We start from the raw sequence: 23789 nt of genomic DNA on the forward strand, positions 1-23789 counted from the left end.
ACCACACAGCACCAGGCGTTTCCACACAGCCTCGGTGGAACCATGCCATCCAACCAAGCACCTCGGAACGTCGGGATTGTATGCGAGGACCGCCCTCCCGGCTCCATGCTACTCGCATGGGCAGGCGGAGCGGCGTCGCGATCTCTTTCAGGGCTTCCGGCTTGGCGCAGAGAGAAAATCGGCCATGCGCATGGTTTCGATCAGACGCCTCCCGCCATCCGAATCATTTCTCAAATCTGCCGAAATATTGCGAACGGAGCCGTTTTGGACATGCTCCCTCAGCTTCCAAAACTGTGGTAGAATGACTGGTCGGAAATACTCGCGCCCAGCAGTCGAGGGGGAGCGCATGGATATGCGCGCGGGTCAGGTGTTTGCCATCAACGGCTGTCATTGCCGCTCGTCACTTCTCCACGACATTCGAGCAACGAAATTTGAGCTGCTTGCGGCCATCGCTCTGCCTTGACAGTGCGAGACCGAAGAGCGGCGCCTCGCCACGGTCGCCTGCTTGTAGAACGTGCATCGCACCCGCCTTCGGGCGACCACCAACGAAGCATAAATAGGAGGACCCATCATGAAGCGGCGATCCCTCAGCGTACGCCAAATCAGCGCGCTTATGTTTTCCCTATCTGCTTTCGGGCTGATGACATCAGCCACATTGTCCGAAGAAAGCAAGTTCTTCGTCAAGCCGGTGGTCGAGAAGAAGGTAACAGAGCTGCCGTCTGGGCCGTTGCACTGGCGGCTGGAGAATTTCCCAACGCTGAAGCAGGCCCAGGACGCCGCGGGTCCGACCTCGCTCGCGGCAGAAGTTGCGGACAAGGCCTGGCTGTTCACCCTCGGATCCAAGGGTGGATCCACAGCAGGCGGAACCAAAGTCGCTGAGATCGGCCCACTTCCCCCGATCAGCGCAAGCGAGTATTTGCTGCGCGTCAATCGCGCCGGTGGAGCGCCCGGCACCAAGTCATCAGTTCATACGCATCCGGGATCTGAGGTATTCTATGTGCTGGCCGGCAAGCTCGGTCAGAAAACGCCCCACGGCGTGACCTATACTGAAGCCGGCATGACCATGATCGGACACGGGCCCGACACGCCGATGGAGGTGTTCAACGCCGGCACAACCGATCTCGATGAGCTGGCCATCTTCGTGGTGGACGCCAGTCGGCCGTTCTCTTCGCCGGCCAGCCTCGACTGAACGACGTGACGATGGCCGAAGGCAGTACTTTTCCCCGGCTGTAACCGTCGAGCGGCGATATTGAGGAACCCCAGTCGGGCCACCGCAAGCTCACAAAGCTATGGCGGCCCGATCAAGCAGCATCGATCGCTGGCCAAACATCGACACCTGCCGCGCTGGGAGATCAGACCGCCGGGTATGCGGGCGGTGAGCCGGCGCTAATGAGCGGTTTCAAGTGGCCCCTTGTTGTCGAGATTTATTGCTCGTGCCGATATGTTCTCGGCGATGTCCCGGTCATGGGTGACAAACAGGACAGCGGGGCCGGTTTCCCTGACGATCTCCTGCAGGAACGTGATCACCTCTTTCTGGCTGACGGGATCGAGCCGCGACGTCGCCTCGTCCGCGAAGAGAAAGGCCGGATCGAGCAGCAGGGCGCGCAGCAACGCAAAACGCTGTAGCTCCCCGCCCGAAACCTGGCTGGGCAGACGATCGAGCAAAGTTTCCGGCAGGCGCAATCGGTCCAGCAATCTCTCGACTGCCGTCCATTCCTTGGCATGCAGGCGCACCAGATCGGTGAGCCCCTTACGAATCGTCTGGTGGGGCGCGAACGCGGCTGGTGGATCCTGGTAGAGCTTCTGGAAGCGAAGCGGCGACATTCCCGCCCTGCGCTCGACCACGCCGGCGTCAGGCGGGCTCAGGCCAAGAAGGATACTACCGAGCGTCGTCTTGCCGCAGCCGCTCGGCCCGAAGATCGACACGATCTCGCCGGCGGCGACAGAAATATCCAGATCCGAAAACAGGGACCTTCTATCATATCGCTTCGCCAGACCGCGTCCGGCAAGGACGACTTCGCCTGATGCCGCTGACGCCTGCGGCTCCCACTTTGCGGGCTCTGCGGCGAGAAGCGCCTTCGTATAGGCGTGCTCGGGCGCTTCGAGTAGCTTTTCCGCGGGGGCGTGTTCCACCATCCGACCATCGAGCATGACGCCGATCATGCCGCCGAGCGCCCTGGCGACGGCGACGTCATGGGTGATGGTCAGCAGCAGCCGTCCCGCTTCGACCTCCCGTTTCAGGCGTGCCGTCACCGAGTCCCGCAGCACCGTGTCGAGGCCCTTCGTCGGTTCATCCGCGATCAGAAGCTCGCTGTCGGCGGCGTGCGCCATCGCGATCGCCGCACGCTGTCCCATGCCGCCTGACATCTGGAAGGGGTAAAGCGCTCCCGCATGGGCAAGGGAAACCCCGGCGAGATTCTCCTTCGCAAGTGCATTGCTACGAGCGGCATCCTTCTCTTTGACGAAGCGGTGTATCTCTGCCACCTGCGGCAGGACGCGCATTGTCGGATCCAGCGCCAGCCACGGCTCCTGCGGCAACAGGCAAATGCTTCGGCCCCAGCGGCGGCGGCGTTGCGCGGGCGTCTCGGTTAAAAGGTCCGTGCCCTTGAAGACGACGCGCCCCGTCGCATGCAGCCCTGGCGGCAAGTTGCCCATGATCGCCTGTGCCACGAGCGACTTGCCGGATCCGCTCTCGCCGAGGAGCGTTACCGGTCGCCCCCGTCCTAAGGCAAGGGAGATGTCGGAGACGATGCGGCCCTCCGGCGAATCGATCGACAGGGCGGCAATCGAGAGATCCGGGTTTGCTTGAATGTTCATCCATGGTCTCCCTGCGCGAGAAGTTGAAGGCCGAGCACCAGCAGGACGATCAGCATGGCCGGCAGCAGAACATGCACCGGCGCCTCCGCGTAATATGGCAAGAGCTCCACGATCATGCTGCCGAGTTCCGGCGTGGGAGGCTGCAGCCCGACGCTGATCGCACTCAATGTCGACACTGCGATGATGGCCGTCGCCATCGCAAAGGCCGAAAGCGTTGCGATCATCGGTGCGATCACCGGCAAGATATAGTTGACGAGGATGTAGCACGAGCCGAAGCCCAGCATGCGCGCCGCCTCGATATGCGGCTGCGCGAGGACGGACTTCGTTGTCGCCTTCGTCACACGATAGAACTCGACCCACAGCGTCAGCGAAAGACCTAAAAACAGCGGAGCATAATTGCCGGGCGCAAAAGCAAGCAGCAGTAGCACCAACATCAGGCCGGGCAGTGCCAGCACGATCGTTGCCGAAAGTTCCAGAAACCGCTCCGTCCATCCACCTCTCCAGGCGGCGGCAAGACCGAGCAGCACTCCGGGAAGAGCGGCGGCGAGCATGGTCAGGAAAGCGAGGCCGAACGAAAGGCGAGCGCCGTGGGCGAGACGGGCGAGGAGGCTGCGCCCGTAGTGATCCGCCCCGAGCAAAAAGTCGCCACCGATCGGCGCGAGACTGGCGCTAAAATCCTGCGCCGCGGGATCAGCAGGAATGAGCATTGGCCCGATGATCGCAAAGCAACCAAGCAGAACGAGGAGCCCGGCGCCAAACATGCGCCCTGCGGGCAGTCGCCCTTTCGGCCGAGCAAAGGACAGATCGCCGATCGAACTCATGCCATTCTCCTCACACGCGGATCGAGCCAATGCGTCAGAAGGTCAACAATGGCGGCGATGACGACGAACATCAGTCCCATCACTAGCGCCGTCCCCTGGACCATGGGAATGTCCCGTTCGACAACCGCGTGGACCAGGGCGTGGCCGATGCCCGGATAGGCAAAGAGGGATTCCACGACGACGACGCCTTCGACCAGGTAGACTGCCTGCAGGCCGAGATAGGAAACGACCGGGATGGCAGCGTTGCGAAGTCCATGTCGGCCGACGACAACCGCTTCCGGCAGTCCCTTGTATCGGGCGAAGGCGAAATATGGTGCCTTGGCAACGGCAGCGACCGAGTTGCGCGTGATCCGGCTTGACATGGCGGCGAGCCCGAGAGCGAGCGTCAGGGCGGGAAGCAGCATCTCGCGCGGCGACCCAAAACCGGCTGGAGGCAACCAGCCGAGCTGCTTAGAAAAGACCAGCATCAGAATCAGGCCGAGAACGAACGGTGGAATGGCGCGGAAGATCACCGCACCTGCCAAGGCCAGACGGTCAATAGCGCCTCCCGGCTTGAGCCCCGAGAAGAGACCGATGACGGGGCCGACGAGAAGCGACAGCGCGAGCGCCGATGCGGCAAGCCACATGGAAGCGCCGAGCTGCACCTTCAGCTCATGAACTACGGGTGAACCTGTGACGAGCGAATGTCCGAGGTCAAGGCGCAGAACGTCGCCTATCCATTCCAGGAACTGGGCCGTGAGCGGGCGGTCGAGGCCCAGCTCGAGCCTCATCTTTTCTGCCGCTTCGGCAATCCGCGCATCCGGTCCGTAGCGTCCGGCAGCAATACGCATGGCGGCGTCACCGGGCAGCACGCGCATAAGGACGAAGCACAGGGCGCCGACCACGGTGGCCACCAGCCCCGCCTGGAGCAGGCGCGCAACAAGGAAGTTTCGCATTGCGCTCTCCCGATTACTCTGCCCAGCGGATGGCCGACAGGCCGTAATTCACTTCGAGGGGATCGACCTCGACGCCAGTGATCCTCTTGTTCGAGACGATAGCGAGCTCCGACCACGTGACTGGAATGCTTGGCAGTTCTCGCTGCAGAATCTCCACGGCGCGGGCCTGAAGCGGAGCGCGGGCCGCCGCATCGCTCGTCGCCGCAAGTTGTTGGACGACACCTTGGATTTCCTTGTTGTCCCAACCCATCGAGCCCCAGTCGCTTCCACCGGGGCCATAGTCCTGGAGCAGCGTTCCGACCGGATCCGGCACGATGGAATAGAGTCGCGAGATCAGCCCCATCTCCAGTGTTCCGTCCTGGTGGCGCGCCGGAATTTCCGAGCTGTTACCCACGGACACCTTCACCTCGATTCCTACGTGCCGAAGCTGGGCCTGAAGCGCCGTGGCGATGGGGGGCAGTTCAGGCCAACTGGAATAGGTCAGCAGCGTCACGCTGAATCGCTTGCCATCCTTTTCCAGAATACCGTCACTGCCGGCTTTCCAGCCCGCCGCGGCCAAGAGTTCCTTCGCCTTGTCCACGTCCCGCACGAGCGGCTGGATGTCGGGGGAATTCCAGCCCTTAATCGCAGGCGGGAAAAGCTGGGTTGCAGCCAGATCGGCGTTGCGCAGGATCACTTTGGTAATCCCAACGCGGTCGATCGCTGCGCTGATCGCCTGCCGCTCCTCGACCTGGTCGAAGAAGGGCGAGGCCGCATTGACCTTGAGAATGCGCGTGCGGGGGATGGTGGCAATCTGCACATCGAGTTTCGTATTCGCTTTCAAGCGATCCACCGAGACCGGCAGCATCGAAAAGACCAGATCGGCTTCACCGCTTTCCGCCATCAGCGCCCGCGTCTCGCCTTGCCCAACGGCGAGGTAGCTGACTTCATCAATCGCGGGCTTGCCGCCCCACCACCCACCGGAGGCCTGCAACTCCAGCCGCGCCGGAGCGGTAAGGCTCTTTACTCTGTAGGGGCCGGATCCCACGGTCTGCGTGACTTTGCCCGCGGCATCGAAGGAAGAAGGCGCGAGCACGATCGTGCTGAAATGGACGAGATAGGCGGGCAGAGCAGAGAATGGTTTCGTCAGCCTGATGACCACGTCACGACGGTCACTGGCGATGTCGGCAATCGGCGCCTGAGCAAGCACGCCGACACCTGCAAGTGCTCGCTTCAGACTGGCCGCTGCCGTTTCCGCCGTCACGGGCGTGCCATCATGGAACTGGGCATTCTCTCGAAGCGTAAAGCGCCATATGAGACCATCGCCGCTAACGCTCCACTGATGCGCAATCGCGGGCACGATCTCGCCTTCACGGTTGGCGGTCACAAGAGTTTCGGCGACCTGCAATCGGCTGAATACATAGCCGGTCTGGGCGGGGTCGGTGCCAGCGATCTCCCAGGGGCCGGCAACCTTGAGCACCTCCGCATAGGCCGGGTTAAGCGTCGCGGCGACGCTGAGTGCAACCGTAGTGAACAGCACGCGCAGTGTGCGCATTGAGACCTCCAAATACTTGTTCCGTGACGAAGCTAGGCGCCTGCCTCAATATGTTACGTTATTACATTCGTCAAATGGAAAGTTATGTAATAACGTTATTCCGTGTCGCGGACGCGGTGACGTTTTCGCGCATGCCGTCGCTTGCAGCCCTCATCCTTGCGGCGGCGGCATTATCGCTGAGCGGCCATGCGGCTGCGGCTGCGCCACAATGGCGGATGCGAACGGCGGTGTTCCTTCACGCGATGGCAATCAGCTTCTGGCTGGGAGCGCTGGCACCTCTGCGCCTCGCCCTGCGGCGGGGTGATCCGGCAGCCGTTCCGGCACTGCGTCGCTTCTCTGCGGTCATCCCCCTGGTGCTCATTGTGCTTATCGCAGTGGGAGTCGTGCTGGCCATAGTACAGGTGGAGAGGCTCCACGCCCTTTTGGATACGGCCTATGGCCGGGTGTTTCTCTTCAAACTCGGCCTGCTCGTCGCATTGTTCCTGCTGGCCGCCGGCAATCGTTGGCGTTTGGCCAAGCCGGTTTTGGCCGGCGATGGCCCCGCCACCAAGCGGCTCGTCCGCTCGATTGCCGCGGAAACGGCGATCGTGCTACTGATATTCGCGGTCGCTGCCTGCTGGCGCTTCACGCCACCGCCGCGCGCCCTGGCGGCCGCAGCGGCGCAGCCCGCGACCGTGCACATCCACGCAGACAAGGCAATGGCTCTCGTTCAGGTCTCGCCCGGACGCGCCGGCGACGTGGAAGTCTCGATCAACGTCCTGACCGGCGAGTTCCAGCGGCTCGATGCGAAGGAGGTGACCCTTGTCCTTTCCAAGCCCGACTCCGGCATCGAGCCGTTCAGGCGACAGGCCGTCCGTCTCAATGAAGGAACCTGGCGGATCGACTATATGACCATCCCGCTGCCGCGTACCTGGCGTGTCCGCGTCGACATCCTGATCAGCGACTTCGAAAGGGTAAGTCTCGAAGAACAGATCAGCATCCGTCGGTGACCGCAATGGGGCGTCGGCCACAGACTCTAGCGCGAACCGTATTTGCTATCGAATATATTTCTCGTGCGTCCGTTTTCTGTCCCCATTGCTGTCCTTGCGGATCGCGTGGACGTGTGGCCGCTCTGGGTTCAAGGTTCTCGTCATCCCCGCTCAAAACAGCGCGCGGAGTTCGGCACTGGCGTGTTGAGCAGCTGCTGCTCCCATAGATACGCAATGCCGCTGCCGGCGGCATGTTGCTTGAGCACGTCTGTCAACTCTGCGGCGTGCTCGGTCCGGGCCCAGTCGCGCTGCCATTCGGACGCTAACGCCAGCCAGGTCATCATGTTCGCGCCAGCCGCGATCATGCGCTGGATAGCGACCTCGTGGGCCTCGACCGAAGTCCCTCCCGACGCGTCGGTGATGACCGTCACATCCCAGCCTTCGCCGAGCGCCTGGATCACCGGCATCGCGACGCATATCTCGGTCCACAGGCCCGCGATGATCAGCTGCTTGCGGCCCGTCGCCTTGACCGCGTCCACGACCTTTTGATCCTCCCAGGTGTTGATGAACGTCCGGTCGATCACCTCCTGGCCGGGGAACACATCGGTGATTTGCGGAAAGAGGAGACCGCCCCGATCGGCGATCACGCTCGTCAGGATGGTGGGAACACCGAAGGCCTTGGCAGCCTTCGCCAGGGCGGTCGAATTGTTGACCACCGCCTGCGGATCGTGGCTGTTCAGGTTCGCGAGCTGGTAAGGCTGGTGATCGATCAGGACGAGTACCGAGTCTTCGGGACGAAGGAGCGAATCAAGGCCATTACGAAAAGTCATGAATACATCCTCTGCTGTTTTGTGTGTGAGGTTGGTTTGACGGGAGACATGCGCTGACAGCGGCGCTGCCTACGAAACGGACACTGTCATTCCTATTCATGATACGGTAGCACTCCATTGTGCCACGCTGTGTCGCGAAATGGGGAACGCTGAATTGGACATCGAAGAGCTGCGGACATTCGTGGAAGTTGCTGATGCGGGGGGAGTTTCGCCCGCCGCGCGGCGGCTCGGCGTCTCCAAGTCAATCGTCAGTCGGCGGCTCGTCCGGCTTGAAGCGGAGCTTGGCGTCCAGCTTCTTGCACGAACTACCCGCGGCGCCGCTCTCACAGAAGCCGGGATCACGTTTCGGGACCATGCAGCCAAAAGTCTGTGCCGAGATCGACGTGGCGAGGGAAACGATCCTACCCGCCGGTGACCTTTGCGGCCGCTTGAGAGTTGCTGTGCCGCTTTCTTTCGGCCCGACCCACTTCGCTCCCGTGCTCGCGGACATGGCGCGACGCCACCCGCAGCTTCACATCCATACTTCCTACAGTGATCGCTTCGTTGATCTCATTGCAGAGGGCTTTGATTGTGCGATCCGGGTTGGCTATCTTCAGGACTCTAATCTGATCGCGAGACGCGTCGGGCCGATCTACGGGAAACTGGTCGCAAGCCCGGACTACATCAAAGCGCATGGTTCCCCTGAAAAGCCGGAGGAGCTCATCGCCCATCAGGCTCTCATGCAGGGAACGGAAGCCTGGCAATTTATGGATGGCGATGACATCATTACGGTACATCCGCGGGGGCGCTTCAAGGCCGACAACGCCATAGCTCTCGCCGCCGCCGCATTAGCAGGGCTCGGTATCGCTTGGATTCCCGATGGCGTCACCCATCAATATGTGGCCTCCGGCGCGCTGGTTCCGGTCATGACACGCCATCCACCACCTCCGGCAGGTGTCTATGTTATCCGACCGCCAGGCCAGCATCCCGCAAGGAAGGTACGTGTCCTCACCGAAATGCTGATCGAGTGTTTCGAACAGACCCCGGACCCTACGGGTGTCGGTCGTTAAGGCACGAATGGCGCGAAGCCCAGCCGGTCTCACTCGATGTCAGGGCGCGGGGATGACCGCTGTTGGCGCGTTCTCGTCTCCGAAAAGTAATTGGTCGAGTGACCGCTTCCCCCCATCGGAGACGTCCAGGTCCCGTTCCGACCCATTGCTGCCATTGGTGTCCCGGCAATACGAACGGCTCGATGAGCCCAATTTGCGGACGCCGTGGCGCGAGCAAGCGCTGTGCGGACATTCCGGACCTTGCGGGGCGGGTCTATTCTTTTGTAACCTCGGCCGACGATGCATCTCCCGCGCGGTGTCCACTACGAAGTTAGCTGTATGTCCGCTGCCGGCTCCCCTCGACACGTTGGGCACTCCGAGGGAGGTGAAAGATCGACCGATAGGCCCACCGGTGACAGACAAAGGGAACGACCGATCTGGGGAATCTCGACGCGCGAAGCAAATTAAATCCAAGTTGAATCTGTAGTTATTTGACTCCGCCGGATGCCTGACAGCGCTTTGAATTCGCACGCGCAACCGGCCTGGGAAAGATGCGGCATCAACGCCCGCTGAACCACCGCATGCAGTTCGATAAGAAGATCTCGAGTTCAGGCTGAGGCTGCGGGTCTGGAGTACATGTCGCAAGCTAGCATGTCACGAAGGCGGAGCTCGCCGGACTGAAAAACGGATCCATGCAGGCGGATGGAGTCGGTCCGCGGCTTTCAACCACGAGGAGGAGAAGACTATGCCAGGCAAGAAGATTCTCATGCTTACCGGTGATTTCACCGAAGAATACGAAATCTTCGTCTTCCAGCAGGCCATGGAGGCCGTCGGTCATACGGTCCATGTCGTCTGCCCGGACAAGAAAGCCGGCGACATCCTGCGGACCTCCCTGCACGACTTCGAAGGCGACCAGACCTACACCGAGAAACTCGGCCACAATGTCGTCATCAACAAGACGTTCGCGGAAGCAGAAACTCAACTCGACGAGTATCACGCCGTTTACTGCGCCGGCGGCCGTGGTCCGGAATACATTCGCACCGACAAACGCGTGCAGGCAATCGTGCGGCACTTCCACGAAAAGCAGAAGCCAATCTTCACGATCTGCCACGGCGTACAAATTCTAATCGCGGTCGACGGTGTCGTGCGCGGCAAGAAGGTCGGCGCACTCGGCGCCTGCGAGCCGGAAGTCACGCTGGCTGGCGGCACCTATATCGACCTCTCCCCCACCGCGGCCTATGTCGACGGGACGATGGTATCGGCAAAGGGCTGGACGGCTCTTGCCGCCTTCATGCGGGAGTGCCTTAAGGTTCTCGGCACCGAGATCTACCACAACTGATAGACTACGAGCCCGGCACCCGATCGTGCGCCGGGCTCCATTTCTCCAGTGGTCTCGCCGCCCCCTATACCGCCCCTGGATTCCAGCCGCGCCCTCTGTTGCCGAACATCTCGTATCCGTCCCTCGTGACGGCGAGCGTGTCCTCGAGCTTGATGAAACCTCGCCTCGGGTGAAGCATCGTGGTCTCGACGGAAATGACCATGCCTGCCTCCAGAGGCCGATCCGCGTCCACGCCTTCATAGGCAACCGGGTGGTTGGTCATCAGGAACGGTGCCTCGTGGCTGATGAGACCCATGCCGTGGCAGAAGAAGTCGGTAAAGGCGGCCGAGGGCGAGCTTTCCAGCATCTTTTCCGCCGTCGCAATCATCTCACTGGCTTGAGCCCCGGACATCAAGCTCCATATCTTCGTCGATGCGGCTTCGGTCGAACTCTTCGCCAATGACGGCCTGCGCACGATTACCGACCAGATCTTCCCAGATCCGGGAAGCCTCGGCGTCGAGCTTTTCGCCGAGGGCGGGTCTGCGGCGCTCGATCTCGATATCTGGAAGCTCTCGACCGATGACGAGAAGGAGCAGGCGCCGCGCAGCTATGTCGGAACCGAAGGCAACGACCTGCTCACCGCATGGGAGGGCGCCAAGGGTGCGCTGTACTTCGACGGTCGCGGCGGTAACGACGTGATCGTAGGGAGCGCGGGGCTCGACCGGATCGTAGGGGGCGTGGGCGACGACGTGCTGCGTGGTGGCCGCGGCAGTGATTGGATCGACGGTGGGCGCGGCAACGACATGATCACAGCCGGTGGAGGTGCGCTCGATCATGTCTTGGGCGGCGCGGGTGCCGACGTCTTCCTCTTCGCTACGGATACAAATGATGGTCATCGCGACCGCACGGTAATCGGTGATTTCAAAACCGGCATCGACGCAATCGATCTCGGCGAAGCAGAGGTCGTCAGCCAAAAGAGCCTGCTCGGATCGCTGGTATTGACCCTCGACGGGGACGGCGACCAGATCGTCCTGACCGGCGTGGCGCGGTACGATGATTCGCTCTTCCTCTGATAGCAGAAGCGCGGCCGGCACTGCTCGGCCGCGCTTAGCGCAAACATAGCTGCCCGTGTGAGCGTCCATGTAGGATACGTCGAGCGAGGCTCGGTAGGCGCGGTTTGATCGACCCAGCGGCTTCAAGCGAATGGTGGATCCGCCGAGCGCCCCGCCTAAGAGTGGGGTCCCAGCGCAAAGGGCCGCTCACTGACGCGATCCAGAACTTAACTGAGGCGTGGCCGAACTTCGGCTCTCCACCCAATCCGGTCCTCCCAGGTGTCGCCGTCAGCGGCACAGGTGGGGGGTGAGCGGAAGTCCAATGCGCAGATGTCGGACGGCGGCTAAGCGGGGACCTTTCGGCCACTCGTGCCGGCCCGTACTAGGACGAATTTTAACTGCCGCCTTGTTGCTTGCGTCGAAGCTCTTCCTGGCTGGACAAGCTGACGGCGGCTGCGGGAGTAGCGATCGTCCAGGAATGAGACTTTCGCGATGCGATCGCCACGGAAAAGACGGTAGTCCTAACGCGATCGTACCACCCGGCAAAAAACCGCCGACCGGCTTCCGCGTCGCCGCCTGATGATGCTTATCCAGTCGGTCGCGATGGCGCTCGCAGTTTACCTGGCGGTCATGGTGTTGTGGGGGAGAAGCGCCGATCTAGGCCATTCTCGCGGTGGCGGCGGGGCGTGGCCGACGCGCGGGCACATCCACGCGGTCGTCAGGACGCCGAATGGCAACGACTACGGCAAGGACTTGCTGCGCCAGCACCACGAAGCACACGCCCATGATCCAGGGCACGGCCACCGCCAACCCTTGGGAATAAGAGTTGCTCGACATCGTACCCAAAGGCTCAACGGAACATGAACTTCCGAGTCGGAACGCTTGAGAGGGAAGAGGATTCCAATTGACTATTCGGGGTTAACGTGTCGCGTCCCCTCGACCTGGCTCCCTCGCATGTCCCGCCAACTGCTTCAATTGCTCGGCTTACCCGCACTGCAATGCTGCTGGATGAAGTCCGACAGGAAGGTTGAAGCGTGAACGCACCTCCGATGCACAGCGATCGCCTGAGGCACTTTCGAGAATGTCCCCTCAACAACACGGAAACCTGGATTCTCTTCGCAGAAACGTGACAGGGACTCAGTCAAGCCCGCAGCCGCATCGCACCGGGAGGATACAAGCATGTCCAGGGCGGAGGCGGGATTTTCGGTATGGAGGACAATTGCATTTCTAACCTGTCGCTCGAGCTGCTTTGTATACGCAGCGGTTCTGGCGGCGGCAATGCGCACCCATTCGACGTCAACATGCTCCACGCTCCCTAGCGGGCTACTGTCTGAAACCAGAAAGCTGGCGGTCACCGTGGTATAGGGGGGCGAGAAGGAGAACCTATCGGCACGTGACGGATCGGAAGCAATGAACGCAACATCCCACTCATTGCCTTCGGCAGCCGCAAGAATGTCAGCGGCCGATCCGTATTGAACCAGCGACAAACTGCAGTCGAGTTCTGCCGCAAGTGCGATCGCGATCTGCGCGCTCGGCCCTGTTAGAACGCCTGTCGCTGGATCGAGTTGGACAAGTGCGGCATTCGACATGTTGACCGCCGCTCTGATGACTCCCGTCGGTGCGATTTCAGTGAGGAGCTCATCACGTTGCGACATCGTGGTACGCTCCCTGAGATGCAAATCGTGCCGCGAGTGCTTCCGCTCCCCTTGCCAGAACAGCGACATCGACACCAACGGCAGTAAATAGTGTTCCCAGTGAGATGCACCGTGCCGCGAACTTCTCATCCGGGGTAAGAATGCCCGCAGGCTTGCCCAACGCTTTCAGGCGTTCAATCGCGTCTACAATTGCATCGACCACTTCCGGGTGGCTTGGTTGGCCCCTGTGTCCGAAACTCGCAGCTAGGTCTGCCGGTCCTACGAATACCCCATCCACTCCCTCTACCGAGGCAATCGACTCGAGGTTGCCAAGCGCTTCCCGCGTCTCAACTTGCAGCAACAGGCAAATTTCCCGTTCCGCATTTTGCGCATAGTTCGCAACTCGGCCGAAACGAGTGGCGCGTGTCAGGGCAGAAACACCACGAATTCCATCCGGGGGATATCGCACCGCCGCGACTGCGGCTTTCGCCTCTTCCGCGTTCTGAACGTAGGGAATGAGCAGTGTCTGAACGCCAATATCAAGGAAACGTTTGATGAGAACAGGGTCGTTGATGGCCGGGCGGACGACTGGGGAAACGTCGTATGGTGCGACCGCTTGCAATTGTGGCAGGACGGTCAGAACGTCACCCGGAGAATGTTCCGTGTCGAACAGGAGCCAATCGAAACCTGAAGGCGCGACGATTTCCGCGGCGTAGTTTCCCGGCAGGCCACACCACAGGCCGATCTGACTTTGACCAGCAAGGAGCTTCCGCTTGAACCGATTGACAGGATGTTCCATCTAGCACCTCACACGAACGACACGCCGATGGAGCCAACAGGGCCATAGTCGGCCTGAATGACATCACCTTTCGCGATATCGACAGGACGCGTGAAGGAGCCGGCCAGGACTATTTGTCCCTTCTTCAGGCCACCGCCCACAGCATGAAGTTTGTTGACCAGCCACGCGATGCCGGCTGCCGGATGTCCCATGATCGCCGCCGACACGCCCGACTCCTCGATGATGCCGTTCTTGGAAAGAGTCGCTCCGACCCAACGGATATCAATGTCCATCGGGCGAATTATACGGCCGCCAACGACGAGAGCGCCGAAAGCCGCGTTGTCCGCAATGGTATCGGTGATCGCTCGAGGGACTTCGGTCCGGTAGTCGATAATCTCGAGCGCCGGGACAACGAACTCGGTCGCACGCATGACATCATAGATCCTGGTGCCGGGCCCGACGAGATCCTCACCCATAACAAAGGCCAGCTCGACCTCGAGGCGCGGCTTGATAAACAAGTCAGCCCTGATCTGCGCTCCGTCGTTGTAAAGCGCATCGTCAAGAATGCAGCCGTAGTCCGGCTCCGTCATCTTCGAAGCCATCTGCATTGCGCGTGACGTCAGGCCAATCTTATGGCCGACGATCCGCGCGCCCTTGGCTACCCTCGCCTCCGCCCACAAAGCCTGAATTCGGTAGGCGTCCTCGAGTTCGAGGTTCGGGTAGGTCTCGCTAGGCTGTATGATCGGCTTGCGCTCAATTTCAGCTTTGAGCAGCGCATCTGCCGCGGCCCGGCGTTCTTCTTCGGTAATCATATCGTTTGCTCTGCTGATCGTGATTTATTTGATCGGAGGACGCGGCAAAACGGCTTCGCCGGGTTCCATGACATAGGTGTAGTCGAGCGAGAACCACGGACCAGGAATATCCGCTTCGGTCGGATGGGGCTCCTCATGACGAATGAAGTCGCCGGTCAGCGCTGCCGTGACACCGAACTGAACATCGGAATCGATGTTCGGGTCGCTGGGATCGAAGACCTGGGAAATCAGCGTCTTGTATCCGTGCTTGAAGATCAGTGCGTGCAGGTGCGCTGGTCGGTGCGGATGGCGTCTCTGAGCTTTGAGCAGGCGTCCGACCACGCCATCGACCGGTATCGGATACCCGACCATCTTGACGGTCCTGAACCAGAACCGACCTTGCTCGTCGGTCATGAATTTGCCGCGCAAGTTCATCTCGGCCTGGTCCGGGTCCTGGTTTTCATAAAGACCGACGGGAGATGCATGCCACACATCCACTTCGGCGCCGGCAATTGGCTTACCGTCGCGGTCAACGACCTTGGCATGCACGAACAAGGGAGTGCCCGGCGTCTCGGATCGGATAATCGTCCCGCCATTTTCGACTCGCGGAGAGTTGAGGCGCCAGAATGGGCCCAACAGCGACTGGGAGGTCTCAGTCTGTCCTCTGTCGCCATTGTTCAGCAGGCAGACAAGTGAAGACACGCCAAGAGAACCGGCCATCAGCACAAACTCGTTGTGGTGATCAGTATGCAGCTTCCCGATCTCATTCAGCATGGCTGTCGCCTCCCGAAACTCGACCTCCGTCAGTCGAACCTCGCGCACGAAGGCATGAAGATGCTTGACCATCGCGACGAGGATTTCTCGCAGGCGGGGGTCTTCAGTGCGATTCATCACAGCGAGGACGGCTGGCGTCAGATCGCTTTCAGTTTTGATCACCATTGTGGGGCTACCTCCCGATTTCCCCGACTATCCTAATAATCGATTATCTGTCAAGGCCGCCGTACATTCTTGCGGCGCCAATAGCCAAGAGAAACAGGGATATGGCCATAGTAATACGTTGATTTCATTACATACTAATCGCACAAAGTTAGCTGAAGCTCGACTTTTTGCAGATTTCAGCGCTCTCAAGTTGACACGAATAATCGTTTATTGTATCGATCATCGACAATTAGTTCGGGGGGGAGCCTTGGGAGGAACAATGGTACCGGATGACGACGGCGCATTTGCTCCGACGACAGAAGATGCCCCATCGTCTTCTGGATTTCTTGACGACGGCAAAAACACAATTGGGAGCCAGCTTGCATCCCGTCTTCGTGAGGCGATCATCTCCGGCGAGCTTCAGGCCGGCAGCAAGATCAATCTCGACAAGGCGCGCAAGACGTTCAACGTAAGCCTCAGTCCGCTGCGTGAAGGGTTGGCGCGGCTGATATCGGACGGTCTAGTGGAGTTCGAGGACAATCGCGGCTACCGCGTTTCATCAATTTCCTTGGCCAATCTGGAAGAGATCACCACCCTGCGTGAAGAGTTTGAAGTCTTTGCGCTTCGCGAGTCCATGCGGCTCGGCGATGTGGAGTGGGAGGGCAACGTCATGCGCGCGCTGCATCGCCTTAACCGCACCGAGCGCGACGCGGCTCGGCCAGAGACACTGGAGCGCTGGGAAGAGCTCCACCGCGAATTCCATCTGACACTCATCTCTGGCTGCGGGAAGCCGATCCTGCTCCATTTCTGCAGACTGCTTCTTAATCTCAACGACCGTTATCGCCGGGTGTTTCTGACCCGCACGTCGGGTGACCGCAACGTCAGCCAAGAGCACAGTGAGATTGCTCAGGGAGCCGTCGCGCGGGATCTGGACTATTCGTGCGATATGTTGCGTCAGCATATTCACCGCACGGGAACCAATCTGCGCAATCACCTCGCGACAAAGGGGATCTTGTGATGACCGTCGCGACGCCAAGACCGGGGCTTGAACTGGGCGTGGCGCATTTTTCATCCATCGCGCTGCCGCCCAAGGAATTCGCCGGGATAGCTGCTCGGGCGGGTTTTGCGTCGATAGGTCTGCGTCTGCACCCCGCCTTTCCCGGAGCCCCTTTCTACGAGTTGCCGGTGGGCAGCCAGAGTGCCCAGGAGTTCAAGACAGTTGCCGATGGCGAAGGCATCAAGGTGTTCGATATCGAGTTCTTCGTGATCGACGAGAGCTTCGTTGCGGCCTCCCATGAGGCGACCGTGGCAGCCGCTGCGAACATAGGGGCCCGCCGGCTGAGTGTTTGCGGCGATGATCGAGACGGCGGCCGTCTTGCCACAAACCTTTCTGAGTTTTGCGCCCTCGCGGCGCGATATGGCATGTCAGTCGACATCGAAAACATGGGCTGGCGGACGGTAAGAACCTTTCGCGACAGCGTAGCGGTCGTGAATTCCTGCGGAGCAGAGAACGCCGGTGTCCTTGTTGACGGGATTCACTTCTTCCGAAACGGAGCCTCGATCGACGAGCTTCGCGCAAATGCAGGGAAGATAAAACACGTCCAGCTTTGCGACGTCCGCGGGCCTGCTCCCAAAACATCGGACGCGATGATCGCCGAGGCGAGAAGCGGCAGGCTCGCTCCTGGAGAAGGCGAATTGCCATTGAAGGACCTCTGGGCGGCAACCGAATACGGCGCTGCTATCTCGGTTGAAGTGCCACTCGTCGGGCCGGTGGACCCGGAGGCACATCTAAAACATCTGCATGACAGCGCACTGGGGATTTTGAAACCGGATCATTGATCCGGCGCCGACGCGGCGTACGCCGGTCGGAGGGAGGAAGTCTTACATGACTTATACGTTTGATTTCGGTGCGGTCCTCGACCGCGCCCCGGAATTGCTGTGGGGTTCGCTTGGAACGCTTGGCCTTGCGTTGGCTGGGATGCTCCTCGCACTCGTCATCGGAATCCTGGGCGTTGTTGCAAGGACTTCCAAGAGCGAGATCACGCGCACTCTCGTTATCGTCTTCGTCGAGGTCGTGCGTAATACGCCATTCCTGGTGCAGATCTTCTTCATATATTTTGCCCTTCCTCTCATGGGCATCCGCCTCAATCCGACCGTTACGGCGATCATTGCCCTCGGCATCAATGGTGGGGCGTACGCAATCGAGATCATCCGAGGGGGGGTCGAAAGCGTGTCGCGCGGCCAGATCGAGGCAGGTTTCGCACTTGGTCTGCACAAGGCGGACGTTTTCCGGCTTATCGTGCTCAAGCCGGCGCTGCGGGCGATTTATCCCTCGCTCACAAGCCAGTTCATCATGCTGACACTGACAACGTCTGTCTGCACGTCAATCGCCGCCTACGAACTGACCTCGGCCGCTCAGCGCATTGAGTCTGACACCTTCCGCAGCTTCGAAGTCTATTTCACGGTGACCGCTACCTACCTGGTTATCTCGACGCTGATGATGGGCCTCTTTGCCCTCATTTCTCGCCACTACTTCAACTACCCGACGCGATAGGAGGCAGCCATGGGTCCCATCGGCGAAAATGAATTCTTCTTTCTGATGCAGGGTTTGAGGTGGACCGTGCTGCTCGCGATCGTGGGCTTCATCGGTGGGGGGATATTCGGAATCCTGATCGCGCTGCTGCGCACCTCGAAGACGAAGGTCGCCCGGACGATCACCGCAGGGTATATCAGCGTCTTCCAGGGCACGCCCCTTCTGATGCAGCTCTTCGTTGTCTATTACGGCGTTGCGCTGTTGGGCTTCGAGGTCAACGCCTGGATTGCGGTCGCAATCGCCTTCACGCTCCATGCCAGTGCTTTCCTGGGCGAGATCTGGCGCGGCTCCATCGAGGCTGTGCCGAAGGGCCAGACGGAGGCCGCCAACGCCCTCGGTCTGCATTATGTCTCGCGGATGAAAGATGTCATCTTGCCGCAGGCCCTGAAAATTTCGATGCCGGCCACGATCGGCTTCCTTGTCCAGCTCATCAAGGGCACGTCGCTAGCAGCAATCGTAGGCTTCATTGAACTGACTCGCGCCGGCTATATCATTTCAAACCAGACCTATCGTCCGCTGCTCGTCTTCGGGATCGTCGGCGCAATCTACTTCATCATTTGCTGGCCGCTCTCCTATGCCGGAAGTGGCCTCGAAAAACGGATGGCGAAAGCTGCCCGCTAACCGCTTCGCTCGAAGCAAAACTCTTGAGGAGGAGAATAAGCATGCATAACAATCGTAGGAATTTTCTCGGACTTGCACTGGCAACCGTTGCCTTCGCAACCGTTGGCGCTGCCACCGCCTCTGCGGCAAGTGTGGAAGAAATCAACGCAAAGGGCACGCTTGTGGTCGGCATCCAGGGCGACAATGCGCCATGGGGGTTCGTCAACACAAGCGGCGTGCAGGACGGCTTCGACGCTGACGTCGCCAACCTTTTTGCCGAGGAATTAGGCGTGAAGGTTGAATTCCAGCCGCTCGCCGTTGCCAACCGAATTCCGGCGCTTACGACCGGCAAAGTCGACATCCTGTTCGCAACGATGGCGATGACGGAAGAACGCGCGAAATCAATTCAATACAGCAAGCCCTACGCCGCTAACACGATTTCGCTTTATGCCGCGAAGTCCGACACCGTTACCAAGCCTGAAGACGTTGCGGGATGGGAGATCGGCGTTCCGAAGTCCAGTTCGCAGGATAAGGCAGTAACGGATGCCGTCGGATCCACCGCAACGGTTCGCCGCTTTGATGACGACGCCGCAACCATCCAGGCTCTCATCTCCGGACAGGTAAGGGCGGTTGGCGGCAACCAGTTCTATGGTCAGCGTCTGGATGCGGCGAGTGCCGGCACCTATGAGCGCAAGATTAACTTTCTGACGACCTACAACGGCGTCGGGACCCGACTCGGCGAGAAGGACTGGAACGAAGCCGTCAACGCCTTCATCGACAAGATCAAGGCCAATGGTGAGCTGGCCGCCATTACGAAGAAGTGGATGGCGATCGATCTGCCGCAGTTCCCGGAATCCATTTCGAACATCCCGTTCACCGTCAATTAAAGCCCAAATGGAGAGTTCCGTGCTCAATTCCGCAAACGATCAACCGACGCTGATTTCCCTTGAGGACGTGCAGAAGTGGTACGGCGCTTTCCATGCCTTGAAATCCATCAGTCTGTCGGTCCGCAAAGGCGAAAAAATCGTGCTCTGCGGGCCGTCAGGCTCCGGGAAATCAACGTTAATCCGCTGCATCAATGCCCTCGAAACGATCGAGGACGGCAAGATCGTCGTCGAGGGTCAGGCACTGGACGGAAGCACCAAATCCGTCGATGCGATACGGCGCGAAGTGGGAATGGTCTTTCAGAGCTTCAATCTATTCCCGCACATGACCGTACTTCAGAACTGTACACTCGCCCCGATGCGTGTTCGAGGCACAAGCCACACTGACGCAGAGCGACTGGCTCGAAAATATCTCGAGCGCGTTCGAATCCTTGACCAGGCCGAAAAGTATCCTGCGCAGCTATCCGGCGGACAACAACAACGCGTTGCCATCGCTCGCGCGCTCTGCATGGAGCCGAAGGTCATGCTCTTCGACGAACCGACCTCTGCCCTCGATCCTGAAATGGTGAAGGAGGTGCTCGACACCATGATCGGGCTCGCCCGTGACGGCATGACGATGATCTGTGTCACGCACGAAATGGGGTTTGCCCGTCAGGTCGCTGATCGCGTCATCTTCATGGCCTCCGGAGAAATCGTCGAAGAGGCCGAACCCGAAGTCTTCTTCAAGTCTCCCAAGCACGAACGCACGAAAACCTTCCTCGGCGAAATCCTTGCGCACCACTGACGTTCGAAAGCGATACCAATGCACGACAAGAAATTCCTCGTGGGACTGATCGGGGCCGACATCCAAATGTCAAAGTCCCCGGCGCTCCACGAAACGGAGGCTCGACATCAGGGCTTCGATTACCGTTACGAGCTTCTCGATCTGGCCGAGCGAGGCCTTCCTGCCTCGGCGCTACCGGATCTCCTCGACGAGGAAGAGCGGCGCGGTTTTGCCGGGAGCAACATTACACATCCGTGCAAGCAGTCTGTGATCGCCCACCTCAGCCGCCTTTCCGAGGATGCAGAGATGCTCGGTGCGGTCAACACCGTGGTCTTTCGTGACGGCGAGAGGATCGGCCACAACACTGATTGGTACGGTTTCTACGAGAATTTCCAGCGCGGCCTTCCGGACGTCGCGAAGTCGCATGCCGTCCTGCTTGGCGCCGGCGGCGCCGGTGTCGCCGTGGCGCATGCCGCAATCAAGCTCGGTATTAAGCGATTATCGATCTTTGACCAGGATTCGAAACGGGCAGAAACCTTGGCTGGGCAGTTGAACGATCGGTTCTCAAGGGATTGCGCTCGTGCCACGACGGATGTCGGCAGCACCCTGCGCTCCGCGGACGGCCTTATCCACGCGACGCCGACGGGTATGAAGAGCCATCCTGGTTTGCCGATTGACCCGGAATGGCTTCTGCCACGGCATTGGGTCGCCGACATCGTCTATATGCCGCTCGTCACAGAGCTCCTTGCTCTCGCCGAAAGAAAAGGCTGCCGGACCCTTCGTGGCGGCGGCATGACCGTCTACCAGGCAGCAGCGGCTTTCGAATTGTTCACCGGGATAGCACCCGACGCAGAGCGCATGTCCCGTCACTTTACGGACTTGTGCCGCCTGTTGGCTTGATGGGGAGATCCCAAATGCCGCATATCATCATCGATTATAGCCGGGGCGCAGGCGAGCATGTAGCCATGGACCGGCTCACGCTCACCGTGCATCGCTGCGTTCGCGATGGCGGCCTTGTGAAACCTTCCGCCGTGCGCACGCTTGCGCGGGAGGCGACATACTCCTGCGTGGGCGATGAGCATGTCGATAATCATTTCATCCAAATCATCGTGCGGATGGCACCGGGTCGTACTGCAGAGACCAAGCAGAAGCTTCTCACTGCCGTTCTCGACGCCGCGCGGGCGATCGCCGCGCCTGCTCTCGAAGCGGGAAGGCTCGGCTTGCGCGCAGATCTCTACGAGTCGGACCCTGATTTTGCTGTTCAAGCAATCGCGTTCGTCTGACCAGGACGACGTGCTCAACAAGGACACTATGCTATGAGCCTGATCTACGTTCTCAATGGACCAAACCTCAACCTGCTTGGCAAACGCCAGCCGCACATCTACGGGCATGAAACGCTCGCAGACGTAGAGGCGGACTGCCGCGAACTGGCAGCCGAACTCGGCCATGAAATCCGCTTTCATCAGAGCAACCGGGAATACGAGATCATCGATTGGATTCATGAGGCGCGCGAGGACGGTGCGGGCATCGTCATCAATCCAGCGGCCTTCACCCATACCTCACTCGCCATCCTTGACGCTCTGAACACATTTGAAGGGCCTGTGATCGAGATCCACATCTCCAATGTGCACAAGCGCGAAAGCTTCCGACACCATTCGTTCGTTTCGCACCGCGCGGACGGCGTGATTTGCGGCCTTGGAACAGAAGGATACCAGCTTGGCATCCGGCGCGCGGCGACAATGATCAAGGCGGCGGGCAAGGGCTGAGGTGACCATGACCCAACGGGTTAAGCTGGCCGTATTTGGGGCAGGCCTCATCGGTAAGCGCCATATTCAGCACGTCCTGGCCGAGCCCTCGGCGCAACTCAGTGCCGTGGTCGATCCCACGCCGGTTGGCGAGACCATTGCCAAGGAAGCCAGCGTGAAGTGGTTTCCAAGCTTCGCGGACATGATTGCCGCAGACCGACCTGATGGGATCATCGTGGCTACGCCCAACCCGGCTCACGTCCAGAACGGGTTGGAAGCCGTTGAAGCCGGCATTCCCGCACTCATCGAGAAGCCTATCGCCGATGACATTATATCCGGGGAAAAGCTGATCGCAGCGGCTGAGGCAAAAGGTGTTCCTCTTTTGACCGGCCATCACCGCCGACACAATCCGGTGATGCATAAGGCAAAGGAAATCATCGAAAGCGGGAAGCTCGGCCGCGTTCTTGTTGTCAATGCGATGTTCTGGCTATTCAAGCCCGACGACTACTTCGACATCTCGTGGCGTCGCGAGCGCGGTGCGGGGCCGATTTTCCTCAATCTCATCCACGATGTCGATAATCTGCGCTACCTTTTCGGCGATGTGGCTGCGGTTCAGGCACGCGAGTCCAACGCGGTGCGCGGCAACGCAGTTGAGGAAACGGCTGTGATCCTGATCGAGTTCAAGAATGGAGTTTTGGGAACTGCGACAGTCTCGGACGCGGTGGTCGCACCGTGGAGCTGGGAGATGACAAGCGGAGAGAATCCGGCTTACCCCAAAACCGAGCAATCCTGTTACATGATCGGAGGAACGCACGGGTCGCTGGCTGTTCCGTCGCTCGAGGTCTGGCGCAATCCTGGTAAACGGAGTTGGTGGGAACCATTTGACCAAACGCGTATCGAGGTCGACGACGAGGACCCCCTCGTTCTGCAGATCAGGCAATTCTGCAAGGTGATCCGACGAGACGAACCGCCGCTTGTCAGCGGGCGTGAGGGGCTCGAAACCTTGAGGGTAGTCGATGCGGTAAAACGCTCGGCGGCAACGGGAGAACGTATCGAGTTGAACTGACGCCGAGTAATGTGACCGCCTGCTCGCCCTTCGCGTCTCCTTGCATCCGATGCGATGAGAACGCCGGCTCAACACCGACGTTGGGCATCGCGCTTCTGGCGGAGGAAATCGTCGCCGCCGCTCTGTCTTCGCCGCCATCGAAACGCGCCTGCTTCGGCAACGACGCAACGCTTCTGTGTGACTGCTTGAACCGACTTAAGGCAGAAATCAACGTCCGCCTTGACGTGCCTTTTTGTCATTCGGTACTTGGAGCCGGGTGTCCGCAACGGGTCGAACTCGTCCCTCCCAGCCGCCAATCTGAACGTCTTCAAAGTCCGCATCTCGGCCATTCGGGCTAACCGCAGCAGACGACCGGTCACCACCCGCTACCGCCGTCGAGAGCAGCGGAGCTAAAGCTCGTCTTCGGGGCCAATTTCAGACCTTGGCATCGGGCGGCCATGTGTCTGGTTTTCGTGTTGCACCTCCTAGCAGCGGACGGTCGGCAGTCGGCCCCTCACGACGTTCAACGTGGTGTCCCCAAGCGTCCGAAAAGTCCGCATTGCAGTCGCTCTGCATGCCGACTACGGGCTTCCGGATTCCACCCGACTGCGACGGTGACCTAAACCGGAAAGATCGACCCTGGTGTGTCAATCGGCGTGCAAAATTCACCCCTTATCGGCGTCCAATTTTGGCTCTGACGCAGTTTTGGTGGTGACGGATTTTATCCCGCGCCAA

The 23789-nt window shown here is 60.0% G+C and carries 23 protein-coding genes and 2 pseudogenes; 15 read left to right on the top strand and 10 right to left on the bottom strand.

Translation table 11 applies throughout. The annotated features are described in order from the left end of the window. Positions 1 to 571 precede the first annotated feature (571 nt). On the top strand, positions 572 to 1189 hold the full coding sequence (locus tag N181_RS28040) for a cupin domain-containing protein (protein ID WP_037435783.1): 618 nt from the start codon (positions 572 to 574) through the stop codon (positions 1187 to 1189). 197 nt (positions 1190 to 1386) lie between these two features. On the opposite strand, the gene N181_RS28045 is transcribed toward N181_RS28040, so the two are convergent. The 4 genes from N181_RS28045 to N181_RS28060 are packed head-to-tail and all read right to left on the bottom strand — an operon-like array spanning position 1387 to position 6107. Then, complete coding sequence (locus tag N181_RS28045) at positions 1387 to 2817, bottom strand: ABC transporter ATP-binding protein (protein ID WP_060564051.1); 1431 nt, start codon at positions 2815 to 2817, stop codon at positions 1387 to 1389. Further along, positions 2814 to 3638 carry an ABC transporter permease gene (locus N181_RS28050; RefSeq protein WP_037435787.1) on the bottom strand — a complete coding sequence of 275 codons (825 nt, stop codon included), beginning with the start codon at positions 3636 to 3638 and terminating at the stop codon, positions 2814 to 2816. The genes N181_RS28045 and N181_RS28050 overlap by 4 nt, the downstream gene beginning before the upstream one ends. Continuing rightward, entirely contained in the window at positions 3635 to 4573 is a 939-nt protein-coding gene (locus N181_RS28055; RefSeq protein ID WP_037435789.1) for an ABC transporter permease, read from the bottom strand. The genes N181_RS28050 and N181_RS28055 overlap by 4 nt, the downstream gene beginning before the upstream one ends. A 13-nt stretch (positions 4574 to 4586) precedes the next feature. Continuing rightward, on the bottom strand, positions 4587 to 6107 hold the full coding sequence (locus N181_RS28060; RefSeq protein ID WP_037435791.1) for an ABC transporter substrate-binding protein: 1521 nt from the start codon (positions 6105 to 6107) through the stop codon (positions 4587 to 4589). Positions 6108 to 6238: 131 nt separating this feature from the next. Between N181_RS28060 and N181_RS28065 the strand changes: the two genes are divergently transcribed. After that, entirely contained in the window at positions 6239 to 7096 is an 858-nt protein-coding gene (locus tag N181_RS28065; protein ID WP_234885978.1) for a copper resistance D family protein, read from the top strand. A 140-nt stretch (positions 7097 to 7236) separates the two neighbouring features. Here the strand turns inward: N181_RS28065 and N181_RS28070 are convergent, their stop codons facing one another. After that, positions 7237 to 7905 carry a hydrolase gene (locus tag N181_RS28070; protein WP_037402184.1) on the bottom strand — a complete coding sequence of 223 codons (669 nt, stop codon included), beginning with the start codon at positions 7903 to 7905 and terminating at the stop codon, positions 7237 to 7239. 154 nt (positions 7906 to 8059) lie between these two features. Between N181_RS28070 and N181_RS28075 the strand changes: the two are divergent. Both N181_RS28075 and N181_RS28080 read left to right on the top strand, forming a co-directional pair. Next, positions 8060 to 8954, top strand: a pseudogene (locus N181_RS28075) (LysR family transcriptional regulator). A 724-nt stretch (positions 8955 to 9678) separates the two neighbouring features. After that, complete coding sequence (locus N181_RS28080; protein WP_037402187.1) at positions 9679 to 10272, top strand: DJ-1/PfpI family protein; 594 nt, start codon at positions 9679 to 9681, stop codon at positions 10270 to 10272. A gap of 64 nt (positions 10273 to 10336) precedes the next feature. On the opposite strand, the pseudogene N181_RS28085 reads toward N181_RS28080, so the two are convergent. Then, positions 10337 to 10657: pseudogene (locus tag N181_RS28085) on the bottom strand (M24 family metallopeptidase); the annotation flags it as partial. A gap of 61 nt (positions 10658 to 10718) precedes the next feature. Between N181_RS28085 and N181_RS35615 the strand changes: the two are divergent. Further along, entirely contained in the window at positions 10719 to 11324 is a 606-nt protein-coding gene (locus tag N181_RS35615; protein ID WP_370036555.1) for a calcium-binding protein, read from the top strand. Between the two features lie 950 nt (positions 11325 to 12274). On the opposite strand, the gene N181_RS28105 is transcribed toward N181_RS35615, so the two are convergent. The 4 genes from N181_RS28105 to N181_RS28120 are packed head-to-tail and all read right to left on the bottom strand — an operon-like array spanning position 12275 to position 15445. Continuing rightward, on the bottom strand, positions 12275 to 12958 hold the full coding sequence (locus N181_RS28105; RefSeq protein WP_037402201.1) for a transporter substrate-binding domain-containing protein: 684 nt from the start codon (positions 12956 to 12958) through the stop codon (positions 12275 to 12277). Further along, positions 12945 to 13736 carry a 4-hydroxy-2-oxoheptanedioate aldolase gene (gene hpaI / locus N181_RS28110; RefSeq protein WP_037402203.1) on the bottom strand — a complete coding sequence of 264 codons (792 nt, stop codon included), beginning with the start codon at positions 13734 to 13736 and terminating at the stop codon, positions 12945 to 12947. Before hpaI ends, N181_RS28105 begins: the two co-directional genes overlap by 14 nt. 8 nt (positions 13737 to 13744) lie before the next feature. Then, positions 13745 to 14527 carry a fumarylacetoacetate hydrolase family protein gene (locus tag N181_RS28115; protein WP_018237596.1) on the bottom strand — a complete coding sequence of 261 codons (783 nt, stop codon included), beginning with the start codon at positions 14525 to 14527 and terminating at the stop codon, positions 13745 to 13747. A 24-nt stretch (positions 14528 to 14551) separates the two neighbouring features. After that, entirely contained in the window at positions 14552 to 15445 is an 894-nt protein-coding gene (locus tag N181_RS28120; RefSeq protein ID WP_037402206.1) for an intradiol ring-cleavage dioxygenase, read from the bottom strand. Between the two features lie 259 nt (positions 15446 to 15704). Between N181_RS28120 and N181_RS28125 the strand changes: the two genes are divergently transcribed. Genes N181_RS28125 through N181_RS28170 form a run of 10 tightly spaced genes read left to right on the top strand, consistent with a single transcriptional unit; the run spans position 15705 to position 23075 of the window. After that, on the top strand, positions 15705 to 16442 hold the full coding sequence (locus tag N181_RS28125) for a GntR family transcriptional regulator (protein WP_014766263.1): 738 nt from the start codon (positions 15705 to 15707) through the stop codon (positions 16440 to 16442). Further along, positions 16442 to 17263 carry a sugar phosphate isomerase/epimerase family protein gene (locus N181_RS28130; protein ID WP_037437468.1) on the top strand — a complete coding sequence of 274 codons (822 nt, stop codon included), beginning with the start codon at positions 16442 to 16444 and terminating at the stop codon, positions 17261 to 17263. The genes N181_RS28125 and N181_RS28130 overlap by 1 nt, the downstream gene beginning before the upstream one ends. Before the next feature lie 46 nt (positions 17264 to 17309). Then, on the top strand, positions 17310 to 17978 hold the full coding sequence (locus N181_RS28135) for an amino acid ABC transporter permease (RefSeq protein WP_037402211.1): 669 nt from the start codon (positions 17310 to 17312) through the stop codon (positions 17976 to 17978). Between the two features lie 9 nt (positions 17979 to 17987). Beyond that, a complete protein-coding gene (locus tag N181_RS28140) occupies positions 17988 to 18638 on the top strand; it encodes an amino acid ABC transporter permease (RefSeq protein WP_037435798.1) in 651 nt (216 codons plus the stop codon). Positions 18639 to 18679: 41 nt separating this feature from the next. Beyond that, a complete protein-coding gene (locus N181_RS28145) occupies positions 18680 to 19504 on the top strand; it encodes a transporter substrate-binding domain-containing protein (protein WP_037435800.1) in 825 nt (274 codons plus the stop codon). Positions 19505 to 19511: 7 nt separating this feature from the next. After that, a complete protein-coding gene (locus tag N181_RS28150; RefSeq protein WP_050994764.1) occupies positions 19512 to 20285 on the top strand; it encodes an amino acid ABC transporter ATP-binding protein in 774 nt (257 codons plus the stop codon). A gap of 18 nt (positions 20286 to 20303) precedes the next feature. Continuing rightward, on the top strand, positions 20304 to 21164 hold the full coding sequence (locus N181_RS28155; RefSeq protein WP_037402220.1) for a shikimate dehydrogenase: 861 nt from the start codon (positions 20304 to 20306) through the stop codon (positions 21162 to 21164). 14 nt (positions 21165 to 21178) lie between these two features. Further along, entirely contained in the window at positions 21179 to 21547 is a 369-nt protein-coding gene (locus N181_RS28160) for a 5-carboxymethyl-2-hydroxymuconate Delta-isomerase (protein ID WP_015886723.1), read from the top strand. A gap of 33 nt (positions 21548 to 21580) precedes the next feature. Then, positions 21581 to 22030, top strand: a complete 450-nt coding sequence (gene aroQ, locus N181_RS28165; protein ID WP_037435802.1) for a type II 3-dehydroquinate dehydratase — start codon at positions 21581 to 21583, stop codon at positions 22028 to 22030. Between the two features lie 7 nt (positions 22031 to 22037). After that, positions 22038 to 23075: a Gfo/Idh/MocA family protein gene (locus tag N181_RS28170; RefSeq protein ID WP_037435803.1), complete on the top strand. Its 1038-nt coding sequence runs from the start codon at positions 22038 to 22040 to the stop codon at positions 23073 to 23075. Positions 23076 to 23789 lie beyond the last annotated feature (714 nt).

Origin of the sequence: Sinorhizobium fredii USDA 205, assembly GCF_001461695.1 — a bacterium.
In the GTDB taxonomy this organism is placed as follows: domain Bacteria; phylum Pseudomonadota; class Alphaproteobacteria; order Rhizobiales; family Rhizobiaceae; genus Sinorhizobium; species Sinorhizobium fredii.